The organism is Synechococcus sp. MIT S1220, assembly GCF_047303025.1.
In the GTDB taxonomy this organism is placed as follows: Bacteria; Cyanobacteriota; Cyanobacteriia; order PCC-6307; family Cyanobiaceae; genus Parasynechococcus.
Genome location: NZ_CP138939.1, coordinates 368,538 through 386,214, shown reverse-complemented (window position 1 = coordinate 386,214; position 17,677 = coordinate 368,538). Strand labels below are relative to the sequence as shown.

Genomic DNA, 17,677 nt, shown 5'->3' with positions numbered 1-17,677 from the left:
TTGAAGGAGGCTTTGAACTATGATGGAGGATTGGACTGTGCCCCCGAGCATGAGCACACTCGACAGTGTCAATCCTTCTTTAACCCGCTACGGGCGCAATGATCCTGCCCCAGTGCTGCCCCTGCGTGAAGAGCCAGATCTGTTGAGCTGGCTGGAAACAAGCGGACGGCTGGTGGCCGACGAGGATTCGGGATCACCTGAAGTCAGCACCGTCGAAGAGGAAGAACTCTCCGCACTGATGGGAGAGAAAGAGGATTACAACAACGCAGACGAACAGAACCAAGAAGAGTGGGAAGACTGAGACTGAGACTGTCGTCAATCCATTGGCCTGTGGATGTCGGGCGCAGGGAGCTCACCTAGGGTCCCTGCGTCCAGCCCGTCAGACGTGACCGATCCCGCCAGTGCAGCTGCGACAAGCAAACGGTCATCCTGGTGTGACAACGGAACATTCAGTTCGACCCTGCTGATTCTGCTGGTGGTCGGAACAAGTTTTGCGTCCGACAAGTGGATTCCGAATTCGCAGTTGAGCCTGCCGCTACTCATCGCAACGGGAGTTGCAGCGGTGGTAACTGCTGCAGGGATCCCTGGGTTAAGAGCCCTGAAAATGGGCCAAGTGATCCGCGAAGAAGGTCCACAGGCCCACCTGAAAAAAACCGGGACTCCCACGATGGGAGGGCTGCTGGTTGTTCCCGTTGGAGCCGTGGTCGGAAGCCTGGTGAGCAGCGAAGGTGAAGCCGCTCTGCGTCTGCTCAGTGTGGCTGGAATCAGCCTGGCTTACATGCTGATCGGTGGCTTCGACGATTGGCGCAGCTTGACCAAGCACACAAACACCGGTCTGACACCGCGCGGCAAGTTAGTGCTGCAAACGGCGGCAGCTGTGCTGTTCTTGGCCGTTGCTGCGTCCCAAGGCTGGATTCCAGAACTGGTGTCGCTTCCCTTCGGATGGGAGCTGCCCTTAGGGGCGCTGATCTGGCCTCTTGGTTTGTTTGTGTTTCTGGCCGAAAGCAACGCCACCAATCTCACCGATGGTCTGGATGGTTTGGCCAGTGGGTGCGGAGCACTTGTGTTTACCGGGCTTGCCCTGCAACTGTTGCTACGGGGCAACAGCGGTGATCCGGCCTTGGCCGGTTTCTGCATGGCGATGGCTGGAGCCTGGCTGGGTTTCCTGATGCACAACCGCAATCCAGCGCGTGCCTTCATGGGAGATACGGGCTCCCTGGCCATGGGTGCAGCATTGACGGGAGTTGCCCTGATCTCAGACAGTCTCTGGGCGCTGCTTGTGATGGGAGGCGTGTTTCTGGCCGAATCCCTCTCCGTCATCATCCAGGTGTGGGTGTTCAAGGCCACAAAAGGACCTGATGGTGTGGGGCGACGGGTATTTCGGATGGCCCCATTGCACCACCATTTCGAGTTAGGAGGGACAAGCGAAAGCAGCGTGGTGCCATGCTTTTGGCTCGTGACCATGGCCCTTGTTGTGATCGGCTTAATTCTGAGACCAATCAACTAAACAAATGATCAACAAATGATGTTTTTGCGTAACAGCACATACAGCAATCAATACATTAGATCCGCTACAAAAAAGATCAAGCAGTTTCTAAACTAAAACATAATTAAAGACAGTTTGATTAAAATAACAATGCTTGCACCATCGCACTCATGCACAATAATCTGAAAATATCAGTATCCTCAATCAATTGTTAACGAATGACTTACTTCACATGGCGAGAATCTGGTTTAACGGCAGATTGCTCAAGCCTCGAAGCGATGGCGTCACGTTTTGAGGAATCAGCACGCCTGATGCGCCGTATGGCTGAGGAGGGCTTCGTCATGCAAAAAAACGGAAAAGAACAACGCATCACCCATCCAGATCCAGCAACGTTCCAGGCCTGGGGATTTATCAGCGAGGAATCTCCTGTGCGTCAACTGAATCTCATCCCTGATCAACACGACAACAACAAAGATTAAAAAGAAACCATAAAAATACTCCTCCATGAAAATCTTTCATTTAATTAAATAGACAAGAGACGTACATCTAGCCTAGATCGACTTAACCCCATCCTCAAGATCAGATCATCAGAATCAAAAAATATTTGAAATCAAAACTAATCAAATCCATCAACTTTCCACCCTACCTGACACCACACCAACAGCGCACAATAGAAATCTAGTTTCAAAAGAAAGTCTTCGTTCGCGCGAACGATCTGATTTCCAATCAGAAGATTGTTGTCATCCTTAAACTGGACATCGCAGCAAGCCAAGGAATCCGTTGATGCTTCATTGGATCGAACAACAACTGGCAGCCGCTGCAACGAATCCGGATCGGATCCTCAAGTGGGTTCTGATTTACTTCGCCGCCTCGTCCCTGGCCTTCGTCGCCGTGTGGTTGATCGGCTACGCAAGGAGCAACATGAAGACACAGGACTAAACCACAGATGAGCCACTTTCCCCGCACCGTTCTGCTGCTGGGCAGCGGCGAACTCGGTAAGGAAGTGGCCATCTCAGCTCAGCGCTTGGGGTGTCGCGTCATCGCCTGCGACCGATACGCCGGCGCGCCCGCCATGCAGGTGGCCGATGCATCGGAGGTTTTTCCGATGACCGATCCCGAAGAACTGCTTGCAGTGGTGCGCAAACATCGCCCCGATGTGGTGATTCCTGAAATCGAAGCGCTGGCGGTCGCTGCCCTCGCGGAATTGGAACAGGAGGGAATCCGGGTGATTCCCACCGCCCGTGCCACAGCGGTGACGATGAACCGCGATCAGATCCGCGATCTCGCTTCAATCGAGCTCCAGCTACGAACAGCCCGCTTCGCTTACGCCGCCAGTGGAGAGGAACTGAAACAAGTGGCCGAACCGCTGGGCTGGCCGGTTGTCGTGAAACCGGTGATGAGCTCCTCTGGAAAAGGACAAAGTGTTGTGCACGCTGCTGCTGATCTTGAGGCGGCCTGGTGCGCAGCCATCGACGGAGCACGAGGCACATCCAACCGGGTGATCGTGGAGGAATTTTTGAAATTCGATCTGGAGATCACACTGCTCACCATCCGGCAAGGCAATGGCCAAACCCTGTTCTGTGCACCGATTGGCCATGAGCAGGTCGGCGGTGATTACCAATGCAGCTGGCAGCCCGCCCACCTCAGCGAACGGCAGCTGAAGCAGGCGCAAGAAATGGCCAAAACGGTGACCGACAACCTTGGTGGTGCCGGACTTTTCGGGGTTGAATTCTTTCTCTGCGGCGATGAGGTGATCTTCTCGGAACTCTCACCCCGCCCCCATGACACAGGTCTCGTCACCTTGATCAGTCAGAACATGAGCGAATTCGAGCTGCATCTGCGAGCTGTTCTGGATTTACCCATCCCTGAAATCACCACAAACAAGCCAGCCGCAAGCCGTGTCATCCTTGCTAGCAGGCAGCTAGACAACGTGACCTACGAAGGTGTTAGCGATGCCTTGAACGAAGCAGAAACACAAGTGCTGTTGTTTGGGAAACCCACGGCACGGCCGGGACGGCGAATGGGAGTTGCATTGGCCTGTGGCAGTGATCTTTCAGAAGCGCGAGGCAAAGCCGATCGTGCCGCTGCCCGCATCAAAGTTTTACCAAAGTGACCAAGTCGCAACACCTGAGATCACAACGAAAACATTCCATCTTCGCAGCCCATTCTCCTTTGAAAATAAATGCATCGACTGCATCCCCTTGCTCGCAGACCATCTATAAATTGATCAAGCGTCTGTGAATATCAAAGAATCACCGAACTACACCAAATAAAATCAAGACAACAATCAAGTTGAGAATCTATTCAACAATCAATTGAAATAAAGCTGGCGATCAACGCTGACCCACAAAGCGAAAATGGTTTAAGCCATCCAAAACAGCCGCCACACTTGATCGATTGGAGAGAAAAACCCTCTGCTGCTGACGCTGACGCAACAAGCAGGGATCATGGTCGGCGGGTATGACCGTTGCAGGCAAACCACCCATGAGCTCAGCATCCCCCTGTTGACTGGCCATCACCAGCACCTGCTCCAACTGCAGACCCCAACGCAGAGCCAGGAAGCGAATCGCTTCACTGCGGGAAGCGCCCTGAGGCAGAACATCGAGAAACCAGTGACACCGCAACTGAGGTTCGGCTTTGATGCCGTCACGACGTAACCGCTGCCGAACAAGGGTCAGGATCTCTGGACCCGGCTCCTGCAGCAGGTAACTGACCTTGAAGGGTCCCTGGTGTTGGGGGTCCTGGAGCGTGATGTGATCACGCAGATCTTCCAAGGCCTGCACCACCAGCTGACGCTGCCAATCGGCTTCGATGCGCTGCTGCCACTGCCAATCAGGCTGAAGCTCCGAACCAACATGAATCTCGCTGCCGGCTCGGCTGATCCACACCTGAGGCTCCGGAAGGTGCAACTCCCGATACCGCTGACGCGCCATCTGGATAGATCGACCCGTGAGGATGCCAAGCCCATGCCGATCTCCAAATCCATCAACACAGAGCCGCTCCCTCAAATCAGCCAGGGCCTCTCCTTCCGGTAGCTCAAGGCTGCTGTCCAGATCGAGCAGAAGCAGACGGGCGGGAATGGTGCCTTCAGGTTCTGAACGAGGCGCAACGGACCCCCCAGCGGAACGCAACCTCTGCTCCATCAGGGCCAGATAACGATTCACATGGGCATCCCAGCTGAAGTGACGGCTTATCGCCTCAACACCGTTCTCACTCCAGCGCAACCATTGCTGATCATGGGCCCCGGCCCGTTCCAAGGTCTCCTGCAAAGCGGAGGGATCGGTCACATCCACCAACAAACCGTTGTCACAGCGTGCCTGGATATCCCGCGGACCTCCATCGTCGGTCGCCACCATCGGCAGTCCACAGGCCGCAGCCTCCAACAGCGTGAGTCCGAATGGTTCGGTGAGTGCTGGATTCACGAACAGGCCGCGATGGTGAGCAGCCCACCTGTAAAAAGCAGGTATCTCCTCACGACGATGCTGCTTGGGGTACGCGACCAACCCATACAGGTTGTAGCGATCGACTAGATCGAAGACCTGTTGGATGACATCACGCTGTTGCCGTTCAAGCTGGCGCGGATCGTCCCGACATCCAAGAACCAGAACCAGATTGTGGCGTTGACGCAGCACCCTGGAGCATCCAAACGCCTCCACAAGAGCCGGAATATTTTTGCGACGCACCGCCCTTGAAATCGCAAGCAATGGGGCCCGATCCGGATGTCTCAGGAACGAACCGAGCATGGATTGCACATCGGTTCGCTCCTGGGCTGAACCCATGGGATGAAAACGTGAGGCATCAACACCTGGTGGAACAACCTCCGCGCAATCAGCATCAAAATGCCCGTAGCGGGCGTACTGGTCCTCCGCCTCCTGGCGGGTGCTGGTGATCACCAGATCAGCCTGAGCTAGGGAACGCTCCTCCGCCTCAATGCGACGGCTGATGGAATAAGTCTGTTCAATCTGTTGACGATCACCACCGGCTGCCAAAAGTCGGCGCTGCTTCTCACGACCGAGCGAATGACCCGTGAAGACAAGCGGTATGCCAAGACGACGGCTAACAAGAGCACCGACCAGCCCGGCATCGGCATAGTGCGCATGAATCCAATCGACCATCTCACCAGGCTGGTTGAGATGGTGCACCAGTAGATCAGCCAGCTCCTCAAGATGGGGCCACAACAACTCCTTGCGCAGGTAGCGTTTGGGACCAAACGGAAAACGAAGAATTCGTGCACCTGGAGCAATGGATTCCCGACTGCGGGCGTAATCGAGGGATACGCGGCGGTCTTGAATCAGACGTGTGACCACATCAACGCGTTCCACCTCCGGCCGGATTGCCAGAGAGCGAACCAGATCCAGCACGTACAGCGTCTGACCACCCGTATCCGCGTCCCGCCCAAGTTCGAGGTCATGGGATCGGAAGAGACCATGCAGATGCAGGTGCAACACCCGAAATCCCATCCTTTGAGCCTCCCAAAACAACCACCCTTTGCTGGGTGTTGAAGTTGTTTAGATGCGAAAACAGAGCTTAAAAGTAAAAAAAACCTTATGAATTAAAAATCAATCATCATTCGATCGCTGAAATAGCTTTCACGCTTTGATTTCTGCACTCAATCAGACCTCAATCACAACAACAATTAATCAAGAAAGATCACAACTTTTCAAAGCTTGTTACTGACGTCCACCAGTCGCACAGTTTCATCTCCCCATCCACCGCCAGTGAAGGTCACAGCACCTGAGATATCAAGTTGTTCATTGAGCCAAGCGAGGAGGAGTGGTCCGACAGCTGCAGGACGGGCTTCATTGCGAAAACTGCGCAAGCTGAAATGATCCGCTCCTTCCGCCAGCACCAAGCGATGACCGGCCTGTAAAGCACCAGAAGAACGCATTGGAACAACAGCCTCAGGCCCAGACGGCACCACCCAATCGCGAGTGCCACTCACCAACAGAACCTTCGCTTGAAGACTCCGGGAACTGACTGGATCAAACAGCAATCGCACCGGGGGACTGACAGCGACCACAGCTCCGACTCGAGAATCGGAAAGACCGGCCTGATGAATTCCTGACAACCAGCTGCATTGCAAAACCCAGCTGATGTTCCGTTCCGAATGGTTCTGATCAGCGCACCGGGCCCTGAGCTTCTGATCCGTGGGAACGGCACCCGCCAATTGCAGGGATGTCGTCCCGCCCCATGAATGACCAATGACAGCGACGGATTCCGTATTCAACGGTTGACCAGCCAGCAGGCGCCCCTGGTCAATCGCATCCAACAGGGCGGTCACATCCAACGGCCGAAGGCGCAGTTCTTCCGGACCCGGAGGCGGCTGATCGCCTGCGAGCATCGATTGCTGCTGGTTGAAATCACTACCGGGATGGTCCGGCATGAAGACCGTGTACCCCGCTGAAACAAGAACTTCTCCCCAACCTTCAAAGGATTCCGGATCGTCCCATAGACCATGGGAAATCACCGCCAAACGTCCGTTGCGAGCGGCTTTGGGCTGCAGAACAAGCAATCGCAGTTGTGCGGAACGATGGTCAACGTCAATTCGAAGCTCTGAACGGGTCCAGGACGGTTGCAGCGGTGCCTGCAGAGCAGGGGTGACCGAGGCCGCCTGTGTGGATTTAGCCAGTGCAATCCCTTCGATCTGATTGGCGATCAAGCGGTTCATGACACTGAAGACCCTGGACAGGTCAACCGTGGCCTGTTCCCCAGGCATTTCACGCAGAAAACCAAGCACGTTGGCCTGCCCGTTCCGATCGGCCCGGATCAACGCATCCGTCAGCATCCGTCCACTGGAATCGAGCTCCACACCCTCGAGTTCGACAAGGGACGCTGCTGCCAACAGAGCCTGCTCCAGAAGGGGCTGACCGGTGGATCCTTCGAGAAAGGCCTTGGTCTCAATCGGAAGAGGAGCGAGAAAAACCTTCTCGAGCAGAGCAAGCAACTGCCCCCCGCTGGCACTCTGAAGATCGGCGAGATCAGGGCTGGAGCGGATCATCTGCCCAGCGGCCTGAGCATCATCGTCGATGTTGATGGTGATGCTCGTTTCGAGAAACGGCATTCGCAAGACGAGACGCTCAACCGACGACGCTGGAGCAGCGCTGAAACTGAGCGCGACGCTGCTCACCAAGACGGCCAGGCGCGGACTGAAGCGAAGCATCAGGCGGCGATGGACGGAAGTTGGGGCGGATGTTGCTCCAGAACACGCCTTAAATACCGTCCCGTATGACTGGTCGGATGCTGGGCAACCTCCTCAGGAGTGCCTGTCACAAGAATGTCGCCGCCGCGGTCGCCCCCTTCAGGACCAAGATCAATAATCCAATCACTGCAACGGATTACGTCCAGATTGTGCTCAATACAAATGATTGAGTTGCCCTTGTCCACAAGGCGCTGCATCACATCCATCAACTTGTGCACGTCGTAAAAGCTGAGACCCGTTGTCGGCTCATCGATGAGGTACAACGTCTTTCCAGTGGCCCGCCGCGACAGTTCTGTGGCGAGCTTGACCCGCTGAGCTTCACCACCGGAGAGGGTTGGGGCCGGCTGACCCAACTTCACGTATCCCAAGCCAACATCCACCAGCGTCCGCAAGCGATCCGCCGCCTGGGGAATGGCCTCAAACACCTCAGCGGCCTGCTCAACCGTCATCTGAAGCACATCAGCAATGGTGTGACCCTTGTATTTGACCTGGAGGGTCTCCCTGTTGAACCTCGCTCCCTTGCAGACATCGCACTGGACATAGACATCCGGCAGGAAGTTCATTTCGATCACGTTCACACCCTGACCTCGACAGGACTCACAACGACCGCCCTTGACGTTGAAACTGAACTGACCGACTTGATAGCCGCGGGCCTTGGCTTCCACGGTGGCTGCAAACACCTGACGGATGGGATCAAAGGCGCCGGTGTAGGTGGCCGGGTTTGATCGCGGCGTCCTGCCGATCGGACTCTGATCAATCACGATCACTTTGTCGATCGACTTGAGTCCCCTCAATTCGCCAAGGCCATTGGGAAAGGGAACTTTCAAACCAAGGCCGTTCTCAAGGGCCGGATGCAGCAACTCATTCACCAAGGTGCTCTTGCCGCTGCCGCTCACACCGGTGACGGAAACCAGCCTTCCCAAGGGGAACTCGATGCTGATGTTCTTGAGGTTGTTGCGATTGCAGTCGATCAGTTTGAGCGACCTCGTACCACTGTCCCGTCGTTCCAATGGAGTCGGAATGGAACGACGGCGACTGAGGTAGGCACCGGTGATCGATTCACTGCTGGCAACCAGATCATCAAAAGACCCCTCCGCCACGATGTGACCACCATGGACTCCAGCTCCAGGACCGATGTCCACGACATGGTCAGCGGCACGGATCGTGTCCTCATCGTGCTCCACCACCACCAGCGTGTTGCCCAAGTCCCGGAGCCGGACCAGGGTGTTTAAAAGGCGATCGTTGTCCCGCTGATGCAGGCCAATGCTGGGTTCATCCAGCACGTACAGCACGCCTGTGAGGCCGGCACCGATCTGCGTCGCCAGTCGGATCCGCTGCGCTTCTCCTCCGGAGAGCGTCATGGCCGGGCGATCGAGGCTGAGGTAATCGAGGCCCACATCCAGTAGGAATTTCAGGCGCAACCGGATCTCCCGAAGCACCAGATCTCCGATCTGAATCTGACGGTCGTTCAGAAGAGGCTTGTCTGCTTCGTAGGCCCCAACGCCCATCAACTGTTCAATCCGCTCAAGCGTTTGACCGACGCTGACAGCCGTGAGCTCGGGAATATGGAAAGGGCCGACCTTCACTGCCAGAGCTTCCGGACGGAGCCTCTGCCCGCCGCAGGCTGCGCAGGGAACAAGCTCAAGGTATTTCTCCAATTTCTGGCGCTGGGATTCACCACTGGCATCCCGCAATTGCCGTTCCAGAATCGGCAGAATCCCCTCGAAGGGACGGGTATAGCTGCCTTTGCCCTTTCGGTATCGACTGTCTGCCTGAATCAGGATCGGCTCACGGCTGCCATTGAGCAACACATCTCTCTGCTCATCGGTGAGTTCATTCCAGGGAGTCTTGATCTCGAACCCGAACGCCTCTCCCACGGAATACAGGAGGGAGAAGTAATAGCTGTTGTCTTTCTCCGCCCACGGTGCGACTGCGGCATAAACAGGTTGAGACGGATCGGGGATCACCCGGTCAACCGTGAATTTGCGCAGATGTCCGATGCCATGGCAGGCCTCACAGGCGCCATAAGGACTGTTGAAGGAGAAAAGACGCGGCGAGAGTTCCTCGATGACGGCGCCATGCACCGGACAGGCGAAGTTCTCGGAGTAAAGACGCTCACGATCCACACCCTCGGGGAGCTCCTCACCCTTTTTGGGAACCACCTCCACAAGCGCCAAACCATCGCCACGTTTCAGAGCGGTGCGCAGCGAATCAGTCAGGCGCTCCTGGATTCCCTCGCGGGACACAAGCCGGTCCACCACCACTTCAATGTTGTGGCTGTGGTTCTTGTCGAGTTCGATGTTGTCCGCTAACTCGCGCACTTCGCCATTGATCCGCACCCGGGCGAACCCCTCAGCGGCCAAGCCACTGATCAACTTGGTGTGTGTTCCCTTCTTGCCGCGTACGACCGGTGCCAGCAGCTGGTATCGGGTTCCCTCCTGCAGGAGCAGGATCTGATCGACCATTTCGTCGATGCTTTGCGGTCGTATCGAGCGCCCGCACTTGGGGCAATGGGGCTCACCGGCGCGGCCGAACAGAAGGCGTAGATAGTCCTGGATCTCCGTGACGGTCCCAACCGTGGAGCGGGGGTTGTGACTGGTCGATTTTTGATCGATCGAAATCGCCGGTGAAAGCCCTTCAATGGCATCCACATCCGGTTTATCAACCTGTCCAAGAAACTGGCGTGCATAGGCCGACAGGCTTTCAACGTATCGGCGTTGGCCCTCCGCAAAGATCGTGTCGAAGGCGAGGGAACTCTTGCCGCTGCCGCTCACCCCGGTGAACACCACCAATTTGTTTCTGGGGATGGTGACGTCAACGTCTTTGAGATTGTGCTGACGCGCTCCCCGCACCCGAATCACATCGTCCTCACTGCGACGAGCAAGGTTGAGGGGACTGGGCCGAGTCGTGTTTTCGGCTGCAGATCGCCCCATAACGCCGTAATGAAAGCATTAGATCTTAAGGAGAACAGCTGATCTCAGGACGATTTCTGCTCCAGAAGACTGGCCGCATAGGCCTGGGCCTGCTCGCCACCAGCTAACTCAGCCAGTTCCTGCTGCCGTTGCCGAGTGTCCCGCAGGTGGGACACCTGCGAATGGGTAACGCCGTTGGACACGGTCTTGCTGACCCGATAGTGGTGATCGGCCGCCGCAGCGACCAACGGCTGATGCGTGACGCAGAACACCTGGCGATGTCGCGCCAGGGAATGGAGAAGAGCCCCCATCGCACCACTGACGCGCCCGCTGACGCCCGCATCGATTTCATCGAACAGCAAGGTGCTGGAGCCATCAACGGACGCCAGTGTGGATTTCAAAGCAAGAAGAAATCGCGACATCTCCCCACCGGAGGCCACATCCGCAAGGGGAGCCAGCGGCTGACCGGGGTTTGCTGAAAACAGAAAGCTCACCTGATCACCCCCCTGTTCCGAAGGGTCGATCGGAGTTAGCTGAACCTGGAAACGAACATTGTCCAGACCCATTGGACGCAGAAGCTTCGTCAGGGATGACTCCAGACAGTCGCCAGCCCGATGGCGTAGGTCATGCAAACGGTCGTTGGCTTGATCACGCGCCTGACGCGCCAAAGATTCCGTCCGACGCAACGCCGCGAGATCGGCATTGGCTGCACCATCGCCAAGCTGGCTCCGCAAGGCATCACGCCGCTGGATCAACCCCACCAGATCGAGTCCATGCCGGCGTTGCAACCGTTTGAGATCAGCTAAACGTTCCTGAATTCGATCCAGACGCTCAGGATCACTCTCCAGTGTTGAGCCGTACAGATCCAGAGAACGAAGCAGATCATCCACACCGGCCTCCAGGTCGAGCGCTTGATCGCGAAGCGATTGAAGCGATCCATCGAGTAGCGCCATGCTCTGCAGCTCATGGATCGCTGCGCCGAAGTGCTCCTGCAGAGAGGGAGCCTGTTCAGCTCCGTCCCGGAGCCGACCAAAGACCGCCATCAACCCTTCCTGAAGCCGCACACCGTGAACCAAACGGTCCTGCTCCTGCTCAAGCCGTTGCTCCTCGGCGGGGTCATCGAGACCCCCCAATTCCAGGCTGTCGAGCAGCTCTTGCAACTCCTGCCGCTGCTGTTCGAGACGTGTGACCTCCTCCTGATGCAACTGCAGAGCTGTGACAGCCTCACGCCAGACACGCCAACAGGAGCGAACTGCCTGAAGCTCAACAAAAAGTTCCTCCCCACCGAGGCGATCCAGCCAGCGCCGCTGCTGGCCTGGTCGTGAAAGTTGCAGGGTCTGACCCTGCATCGTGAGGTCGATCAACAGGGGTCGCAGATCCACCAGTTGCTGACGATTGACAGCCACTCCGTTCAACCTGGAGCGACTGCTGTAGCGATCGTCCTGTCTGCGCCATTCCCGAGTCAGAAGCAGGTCGTCGTCCTCCGCTTCCAGACCGGCCTGCTCCATCCAGTTCTGGATGCCTGCGTTCATCACGAAGCTCGCTTCGATGCGAGCCCGATCACAGCCGTTGCGAAGCAGCCGCACGCCCGACGCCCCCTGAGCTCCGCCGAGTAGGGCATCGAGTGCATCGAGAAGGATCGACTTCCCAGCCCCGGTCTCGCCCGTCAGGACCGTGAAGCCAGTATCGAAATTCAGCTCAAGGCTGTCGATCAGCGCGATGTTCTGCAGCTGCAGACCGATGAGCACTGCATGAACCGGTGATCGCCTTGACCGTAGCGGTGGTTCGATTCGTTTAGAAGGGGGGTCGTTTAAAACTCATGATCGATGGTGGCGGATCTCGGCGATTTCATTGAAGCCGCCGGGCTGCTCGAGTACGACCCCGCTGCCATCACTCGCATTTACGCCGGCCATCCCCAGCGTCTGATCCGCCGTATCTGGCAGACGCTTATACCCATTGGACTGCTGCTACTGGGAATCGGATTCGACTGGATCTTCAGATTGCTCAAGGATGAACAGCGGGCTCGCGACAGAGCACGTGAATGTGCCGAACTGCTGGTGGATCTCGGACCAGCTTTCATCAAGGCGGGACAGGCCCTCTCCACCCGACCAGACATCGTCCCTCCATTGTTGTTAGAGGAGCTGGCCCAGCTTCAGGATCAGCTTCCTGGATTTGAAAGCGAACTGGCCATGGCCTGCATCGAGGAGGACCTCGGAGCATCCGTGGACGAGATCTACGAACAACTCGACCGGGAACCGATCTCGGCGGCTTCGCTCGGACAGGTCCACAAAGGCATTCTCAGGGATGGGCAAAAGGTCGCCGTGAAGGTGCAGAGACCCGGGCTGCGCGAACAGATCACCCTTGACCTTTACATCGTGCGCAATATCGCCGCATGGCTGAACAGCAACATCGGCCTGATCCGCAGTGATCTCGTTGCCCTGATTGACGAATTGGGCAAACGGGTGTTCGAGGAGATGGACTACCTCAATGAAGCAGACAACGCCGAGACGTTTCAGAAGCTTCACAGGCACAATCCTCGGATCGCTGTACCTGCGATCTACAGGTCCGCCACCAGCCGGAGGGTATTGACGATGGAGTGGATCGACGGCGTGAAACTTACCAATCTCGACGCGGTTCGTGAGCTCGGCATCGATCCCGACGACATGGTGGACGTGGGCGTGAACTGCAGCCTGCAGCAGTTACTGGAACACGGCTTCTTTCATGCCGACCCCCATCCTGGAAATCTCCTGGCCCTTAAGGACGGTCGACTTTGTTATCTCGACTTCGGGATGATGAGTGAGGTGAGCCGCGAATCCCGCACGGGATTAATTCAGGCGGTGGTCCATCTCGTGAACCGCAACTTCGGAAAGCTCTCCAAGGATTTCGTCACGCTTGGGTTTCTCGCTGAGGATGTGAATCTCGATCCCATCGTTCCAGCCTTCGAAAAAGTGTTTAGCCAGGCCCTGGAGGCAGGGGTGAACCGAATGGATTTCAAGGCCGTGACCGACGACATGTCTGGTGTGATGTACAAATTTCCATTTCGAGTACCGCCCTATTACGCCCTGATCATCCGCTCACTGGTCACCCTCGAGGGCATTGCTTTGAGTGTGGATCCAAAATTCAAAATCCTCGGCGCGGCCTATCCCTATTTCGCCAGGAGGCTGATGGAAGACCCGGATCCGCAACTGCGCCAGAGCCTCAAGGAGATGTTGTTCGACGGTGACGCCTTCCGCTGGACACGTCTGGAAAATCTGGTGTCGAGTGCCGCAAGTCAGACCCAGTTGGACCTCGAGACTCTTCTCGATCAACTGTTGGATTTTCTGTTTTCACCCAAAGCGGGTCTGCTGAGGGATCAACTGGTCGACGCCACGGTTGATCGCCTCGATGCTTTTGGCTGGTCAACGATGCAACGTCTCGGCAGGCGTCTTCCAAGACGGCTGCAACCGTCCGCCATCGCCAATTCATCATTGGGTTTCTCAGATCCACTGCTGCAACTGGAACCGGTGCGGGAACTGATTCAAGTTCTGCAATCGCTCCCAGGCTTCACCCCTGATCTGCTGCTCAAACGAATGCCAAGGGTGATGCGCGAACCGGACACACGACGCATGGGTCTGCAAGTGGCGCAGGGTTTGGCCGAACGCGGAGTTGTCCGTTTGGTGAAGGTGGCCGCTGGGGTAAGCCCCTAGATTCCGGCCACCTTGGATGTCACGATGTCGAGCCGCTTCAGCTGTCGCCACTCCTGTCTGGCCATGGCTGCCGGTTGTGCAATAGCAGTTCAGGGCATCACCAACCCCGTACATGCGGCGAAGGATGTTGCACTCGTCAGTGGTGCCTTCAGGCGTTCAATTCCTGTCAAAGACATCGAACACCTAGCGGAATCTGGAGAAGCGATCGGCCTTCTCAAGAATCTGCTCGACCTCTCCGGCCAGGATCCGGAGGAGGTTTCAAAGCTGCTCAATCAAAAGCTGAATCTTCCCTTGGTGCTGACGAGCCGCTTGGTCAACACCCGGATCGGTGAGGCGATCATTCAAAGAATCGCCAAAATCATCTATCCGATCTACACACCCCAGGCATCCGCAAGCGTTCCAGCCCTACGCGCCGGGGTAGTGAATGGTCTTCAACTGGAAGACGGAGGGTTAACGGCTGTGAGCTTCCTGAAGGCGTATCCGAACCAGGTGATGGCCGTGAATCTTCCGGCTTTGTTTTCAGTGATCGAAAAAGCAGAGTCGATCGCCGGACTGGTGAAATTCTTCTCGGATTCCCCGTTGGACGGCCTCAAGAATGAGTCACAGCCCTGACGCCTAGATTCCGGCTCGTCCCTCTGTCCAGCTGGAGTCCGTGTTCCAGAACCTTCGTCGGCGCTTCGCAGCCACCCCTGTGATGCAGGACTGGCCTGGACTCATCGAGGCCTATAGAGCCTGGCTTCCAGTCACAGCAGCCACTCCAATCATCACCCTTCGTGAAGGAGCGACGCCTCTGATCCCGGTGCCTGCCGTCGCCGAACGCATCGGCAACGGCGTCAAGGTGTTCGTCAAATACGACGGTCTTAATCCGACAGGGTCCTTCAAAGACCGCGGCATGACGATGGCGATCAGCAAGGCGAAGGAAGCCGGTTGTGAAGCGGTGATCTGTGCCAGCACCGGCAACACCAGCGCGGCGGCCGCGGCCTACGCACGCAGGGGAGGCATGCGTGCCTTCGTTCTGATCCCTGATGGATATGTCGCTCAGGGCAAACTCGCTCAAGCGCTTGTCTATGGGGCGGAAGTGCTGGCGATCCGTGGAAACTTCGACCGGGCCCTGGACATCGTGCGAGAGGCAGCTGATAAATATCCCGTCACCCTCGTCAACTCTGTCAATCCCTTTCGACTGCAAGGTCAGAAAACAGCGGCTTTTGAAATCGTTGATGCCCTTGGGGATGCTCCTGACTGGCTCTGTATTCCGATGGGTAATGCCGGCAACATCACGGCCTACTGGATGGGTTTTCAGGAGTACCAGCAGGCCGGACACAGCCGCACCTTGCCCCGCATGATGGGCTTCCAGGCCAGTGGATCAGCACCACTGGTGAACGACACCACAGTCACCGATCCAGAGACGATTGCCACCGCGATCCGCATCGGCAACCCGGTGAACAGGGCCAAAGCGATCGCTGCCCGGAAAGCGAGCAATGGAGCCTTTCTGGATGTCACCGACGCTGAGATCATCGAGGCCTACAAATTGCTCGGTGGTCAGGAAGGGATCTTCTGCGAACCAGCCAGTGCTGCCTCGGTCGCCGGACTCCTGAAGCGCAAAGACGAGGTTCCTGCCAACGCCACCGTCGTGTGCGTTCTCACAGGGAATGGCTTGAAGGATCCCGATTGCGCAATCAGCAACAACGATGCCGCATTCCATACGGATCTCGACCCCAATCTGGCCACGGTGGCGGGTGTGATGGGTTTCTGATCCCACGCACAATCACCTGACACCATCCACTTGAAAGAACCATGCCACCGCAAAGTGGGGTTTTTGATGGCTTTTCATGACATATCCCAGCCTGACAATCGACAAAGCGACTGAGGAAGACGTCGAACAACCACCCCCACAACCTGGGGAAATCACCCCTCTACTCAAACTCGATTTCAAAACCCAGCTCTCCACAGGCTGAGCAAAAGTGGAAAAGCCCGATCCTCCCCACAACAGGGAAATTGTTTTCCATCGGTTTTAAACCCTGTAACTCCCCGTCAACACTTGTTTCTAACGCGATTTCCCCAGATTCCTCAGGCCCTACTACGGCTGTTTTTTCTTTTTTTCTTTTCAATAAAACAGCTTTAGAACAACCAAAAAAAAGAAACGGATCCCATTGCACTTCGCACAGCCCTGTGAAACCGTGGTGCAACTCCGATCGGGACCTGGCTCAAAAGCACGATGAAAGTGGTTTGCTCCCAGTCGGAACTCAACGCAGCTCTTCAGCTCGTCAGTCGTGCTGTTGCGACGCGTCCGACCCATCCGGTTCTTGCCAATGTGCTCTTGACCGCTGACGCCGGTACCGGTCGATTGAGCCTGACTGGGTTTGATCTCAATCTCGGTATCCAGACATCACTGTCCGCCACTGTTGATGCGAGTGGTGCGATCACACTTCCGGCTCGCTTGCTTGGTGAAATCGTTTCCCGCTTGTCAAGCGATTCACCGATCACCCTCGCCACTGAAGAGTCCGGTGAACAGGTGCAGCTCACAAGTTTGAGTGGCAACTATCAGATGCGGGGAATGCCCGCTGATGACTACCCCGATCTACCGATGGTGGAGAGTGGTAAGTCGCTCAAGCTTCAGGCCACTGGCTTGGTTGAAGCCCTCAAGGGCACCTTGTTTGCCAGCAGCGCTGATGAAGCCAAGCAGTTGTTGACCGGAGTGCACCTTCAATTCAATCAACGCTCTCTTGAAGCTGCTGCCACCGATGGACATCGGCTCGCCGTTTTGCAGGTCAACGATGCATTGCAGGTTGATCCAGCTGTTGATCTCGACTCCAGTGCTAACGCTGATGAGGACAGTGCAGATCTGGCGGTCACCCTCCCGGCCAGATCACTCCGCGAGGTGGAGCGTTTAATGGCTGGATGGCGCTCAGAGGAACCAGTCAGCCTGTTCTGCGACCGCGGACAAGTGGTCTTTCTCGCAGCTGATCAGATGGTGACCAGCCGCACGTTGGAAGGCACGTATCCCAACTATCGACAGCTCATCCCGGATGGTTTCAGCCGCAGATTGGGCTTGGACCGCCGAGGCTTGATTGCCGCACTTGAACGCATCGCGGTTCTGGCGGATCAACACAACAACGTTGTCAAGTTCAGCAGTGAGCCCGATCAGGGCCTGGTGCAGATCAGTGCTGATGCCCAGGATGTCGGCAGCGGATCCGAGTCTTTACCAGCCAGCCTGAGTGGGGATGCGATGCAGATCGCCTTCAATGTCCGGTATCTCCTGGACGGCCTGAAGGCCATGGCCAGTGAACGGGTTGTCTTGCACTGCAATGCACCGACCACGCCGGCGGTGCTCAAACCCGAGCAGGAAACTGACGGTTTCACTTATCTGGTCATGCCTGTCCAGATCCGATCCTGA

General features: G+C 56.5%; 14 protein-coding genes. 9 read left to right on the top strand and 5 right to left on the bottom strand.

Annotated elements, in window-relative coordinates; genetic code table 11:
* Nucleotides 1–49 precede the first annotated feature (49 nt).
* From SIB64_RS01900 to purT, 5 genes are all read left to right on the top strand, one after another.
* Complete coding sequence (locus SIB64_RS01900) at nucleotides 50–301, top strand: DUF3134 domain-containing protein (RefSeq protein WP_413441652.1); 252 nt, start codon at nucleotides 50–52, stop codon at nucleotides 299–301.
* Between the two features lie 84 nt (nucleotides 302–385).
* Entirely contained in the window at nucleotides 386–1,507 is a 1,122-nt protein-coding gene (mraY, locus tag SIB64_RS01895; protein WP_413441651.1) for a phospho-N-acetylmuramoyl-pentapeptide-transferase, read from the top strand.
* A 197-nt stretch (nucleotides 1,508–1,704) separates the two neighbouring features.
* The gene (locus SIB64_RS01890; protein ID WP_413441650.1) at nucleotides 1,705–1,965 is read left to right on the top strand and encodes a hypothetical protein; all 261 of its coding nucleotides are present in this window, start codon (nucleotides 1,705–1,707) and stop codon (nucleotides 1,963–1,965) included.
* Between the two features lie 304 nt (nucleotides 1,966–2,269).
* Nucleotides 2,270–2,425, top strand: coding sequence for a hypothetical protein (locus SIB64_RS01885; RefSeq protein WP_413441649.1), 156 nt, complete (start codon nucleotides 2,270–2,272; stop codon nucleotides 2,423–2,425).
* 7 nt (nucleotides 2,426–2,432) lie between these two features.
* Nucleotides 2,433–3,599: a formate-dependent phosphoribosylglycinamide formyltransferase gene (purT, locus tag SIB64_RS01880; protein WP_413441648.1), complete on the top strand. Its 1,167-nt coding sequence runs from the start codon at nucleotides 2,433–2,435 to the stop codon at nucleotides 3,597–3,599.
* 220 nt (nucleotides 3,600–3,819) lie between these two features.
* Here the strand turns inward: purT and SIB64_RS01875 are convergent, their stop codons facing one another.
* The 4 genes from SIB64_RS01875 to recN all read right to left on the bottom strand — a co-directional run bounded on the left by SIB64_RS01875 (nucleotide 3,820) and on the right by recN (nucleotide 12,345).
* A complete protein-coding gene (locus SIB64_RS01875) occupies nucleotides 3,820–5,946 on the bottom strand; it encodes an HAD family hydrolase (protein ID WP_413441647.1) in 2,127 nt (708 codons plus the stop codon).
* Nucleotides 5,947–6,146: 200 nt separating this feature from the next.
* The gene (locus tag SIB64_RS01870; protein WP_413441646.1) at nucleotides 6,147–7,646 is read right to left on the bottom strand and encodes an alpha/beta hydrolase family protein; all 1,500 of its coding nucleotides are present in this window, start codon (nucleotides 7,644–7,646) and stop codon (nucleotides 6,147–6,149) included.
* Nucleotides 7,646–10,618: an excinuclease ABC subunit UvrA gene (uvrA, locus tag SIB64_RS01865; protein WP_413441645.1), complete on the bottom strand. Its 2,973-nt coding sequence runs from the start codon at nucleotides 10,616–10,618 to the stop codon at nucleotides 7,646–7,648. Before uvrA ends, SIB64_RS01870 begins: the two co-directional genes overlap by 1 nt.
* A 44-nt stretch (nucleotides 10,619–10,662) precedes the next feature.
* Nucleotides 10,663–12,345, bottom strand: coding sequence for a DNA repair protein RecN (gene recN / locus SIB64_RS01860; RefSeq protein ID WP_413441644.1), 1,683 nt, complete (start codon nucleotides 12,343–12,345; stop codon nucleotides 10,663–10,665).
* Between the two features lie 78 nt (nucleotides 12,346–12,423).
* On the opposite strand from recN, the gene SIB64_RS01855 reads away from it, so the two are divergent.
* The 3 genes from SIB64_RS01855 (at nucleotide 12,424) to thrC (ending at nucleotide 16,036) form a co-directional block, all read left to right on the top strand.
* Entirely contained in the window at nucleotides 12,424–14,283 is a 1,860-nt protein-coding gene (locus SIB64_RS01855) for an ABC1 kinase family protein (protein WP_413441643.1), read from the top strand.
* Nucleotides 14,284–14,307: 24 nt separating this feature from the next.
* On the top strand, nucleotides 14,308–14,895 hold the full coding sequence (locus SIB64_RS01850; RefSeq protein WP_413441642.1) for an alpha/beta hydrolase: 588 nt from the start codon (nucleotides 14,308–14,310) through the stop codon (nucleotides 14,893–14,895).
* An 82-nt stretch (nucleotides 14,896–14,977) separates the two neighbouring features.
* Nucleotides 14,978–16,036, top strand: coding sequence for a threonine synthase (gene thrC, locus SIB64_RS01845; protein WP_413442823.1), 1,059 nt, complete (start codon nucleotides 14,978–14,980; stop codon nucleotides 16,034–16,036).
* A 160-nt stretch (nucleotides 16,037–16,196) separates the two neighbouring features.
* Here thrC and SIB64_RS01840 read toward each other — a convergent pair whose 3' ends face one another.
* Nucleotides 16,197–16,469, bottom strand: coding sequence for a hypothetical protein (locus tag SIB64_RS01840; RefSeq protein WP_413441641.1), 273 nt, complete (start codon nucleotides 16,467–16,469; stop codon nucleotides 16,197–16,199).
* A 29-nt stretch (nucleotides 16,470–16,498) separates the two neighbouring features.
* Between SIB64_RS01840 and dnaN the strand changes: the two genes are divergently transcribed.
* Entirely contained in the window at nucleotides 16,499–17,677 is a 1,179-nt protein-coding gene (dnaN, locus tag SIB64_RS01835) for a DNA polymerase III subunit beta (RefSeq protein WP_413441640.1), read from the top strand.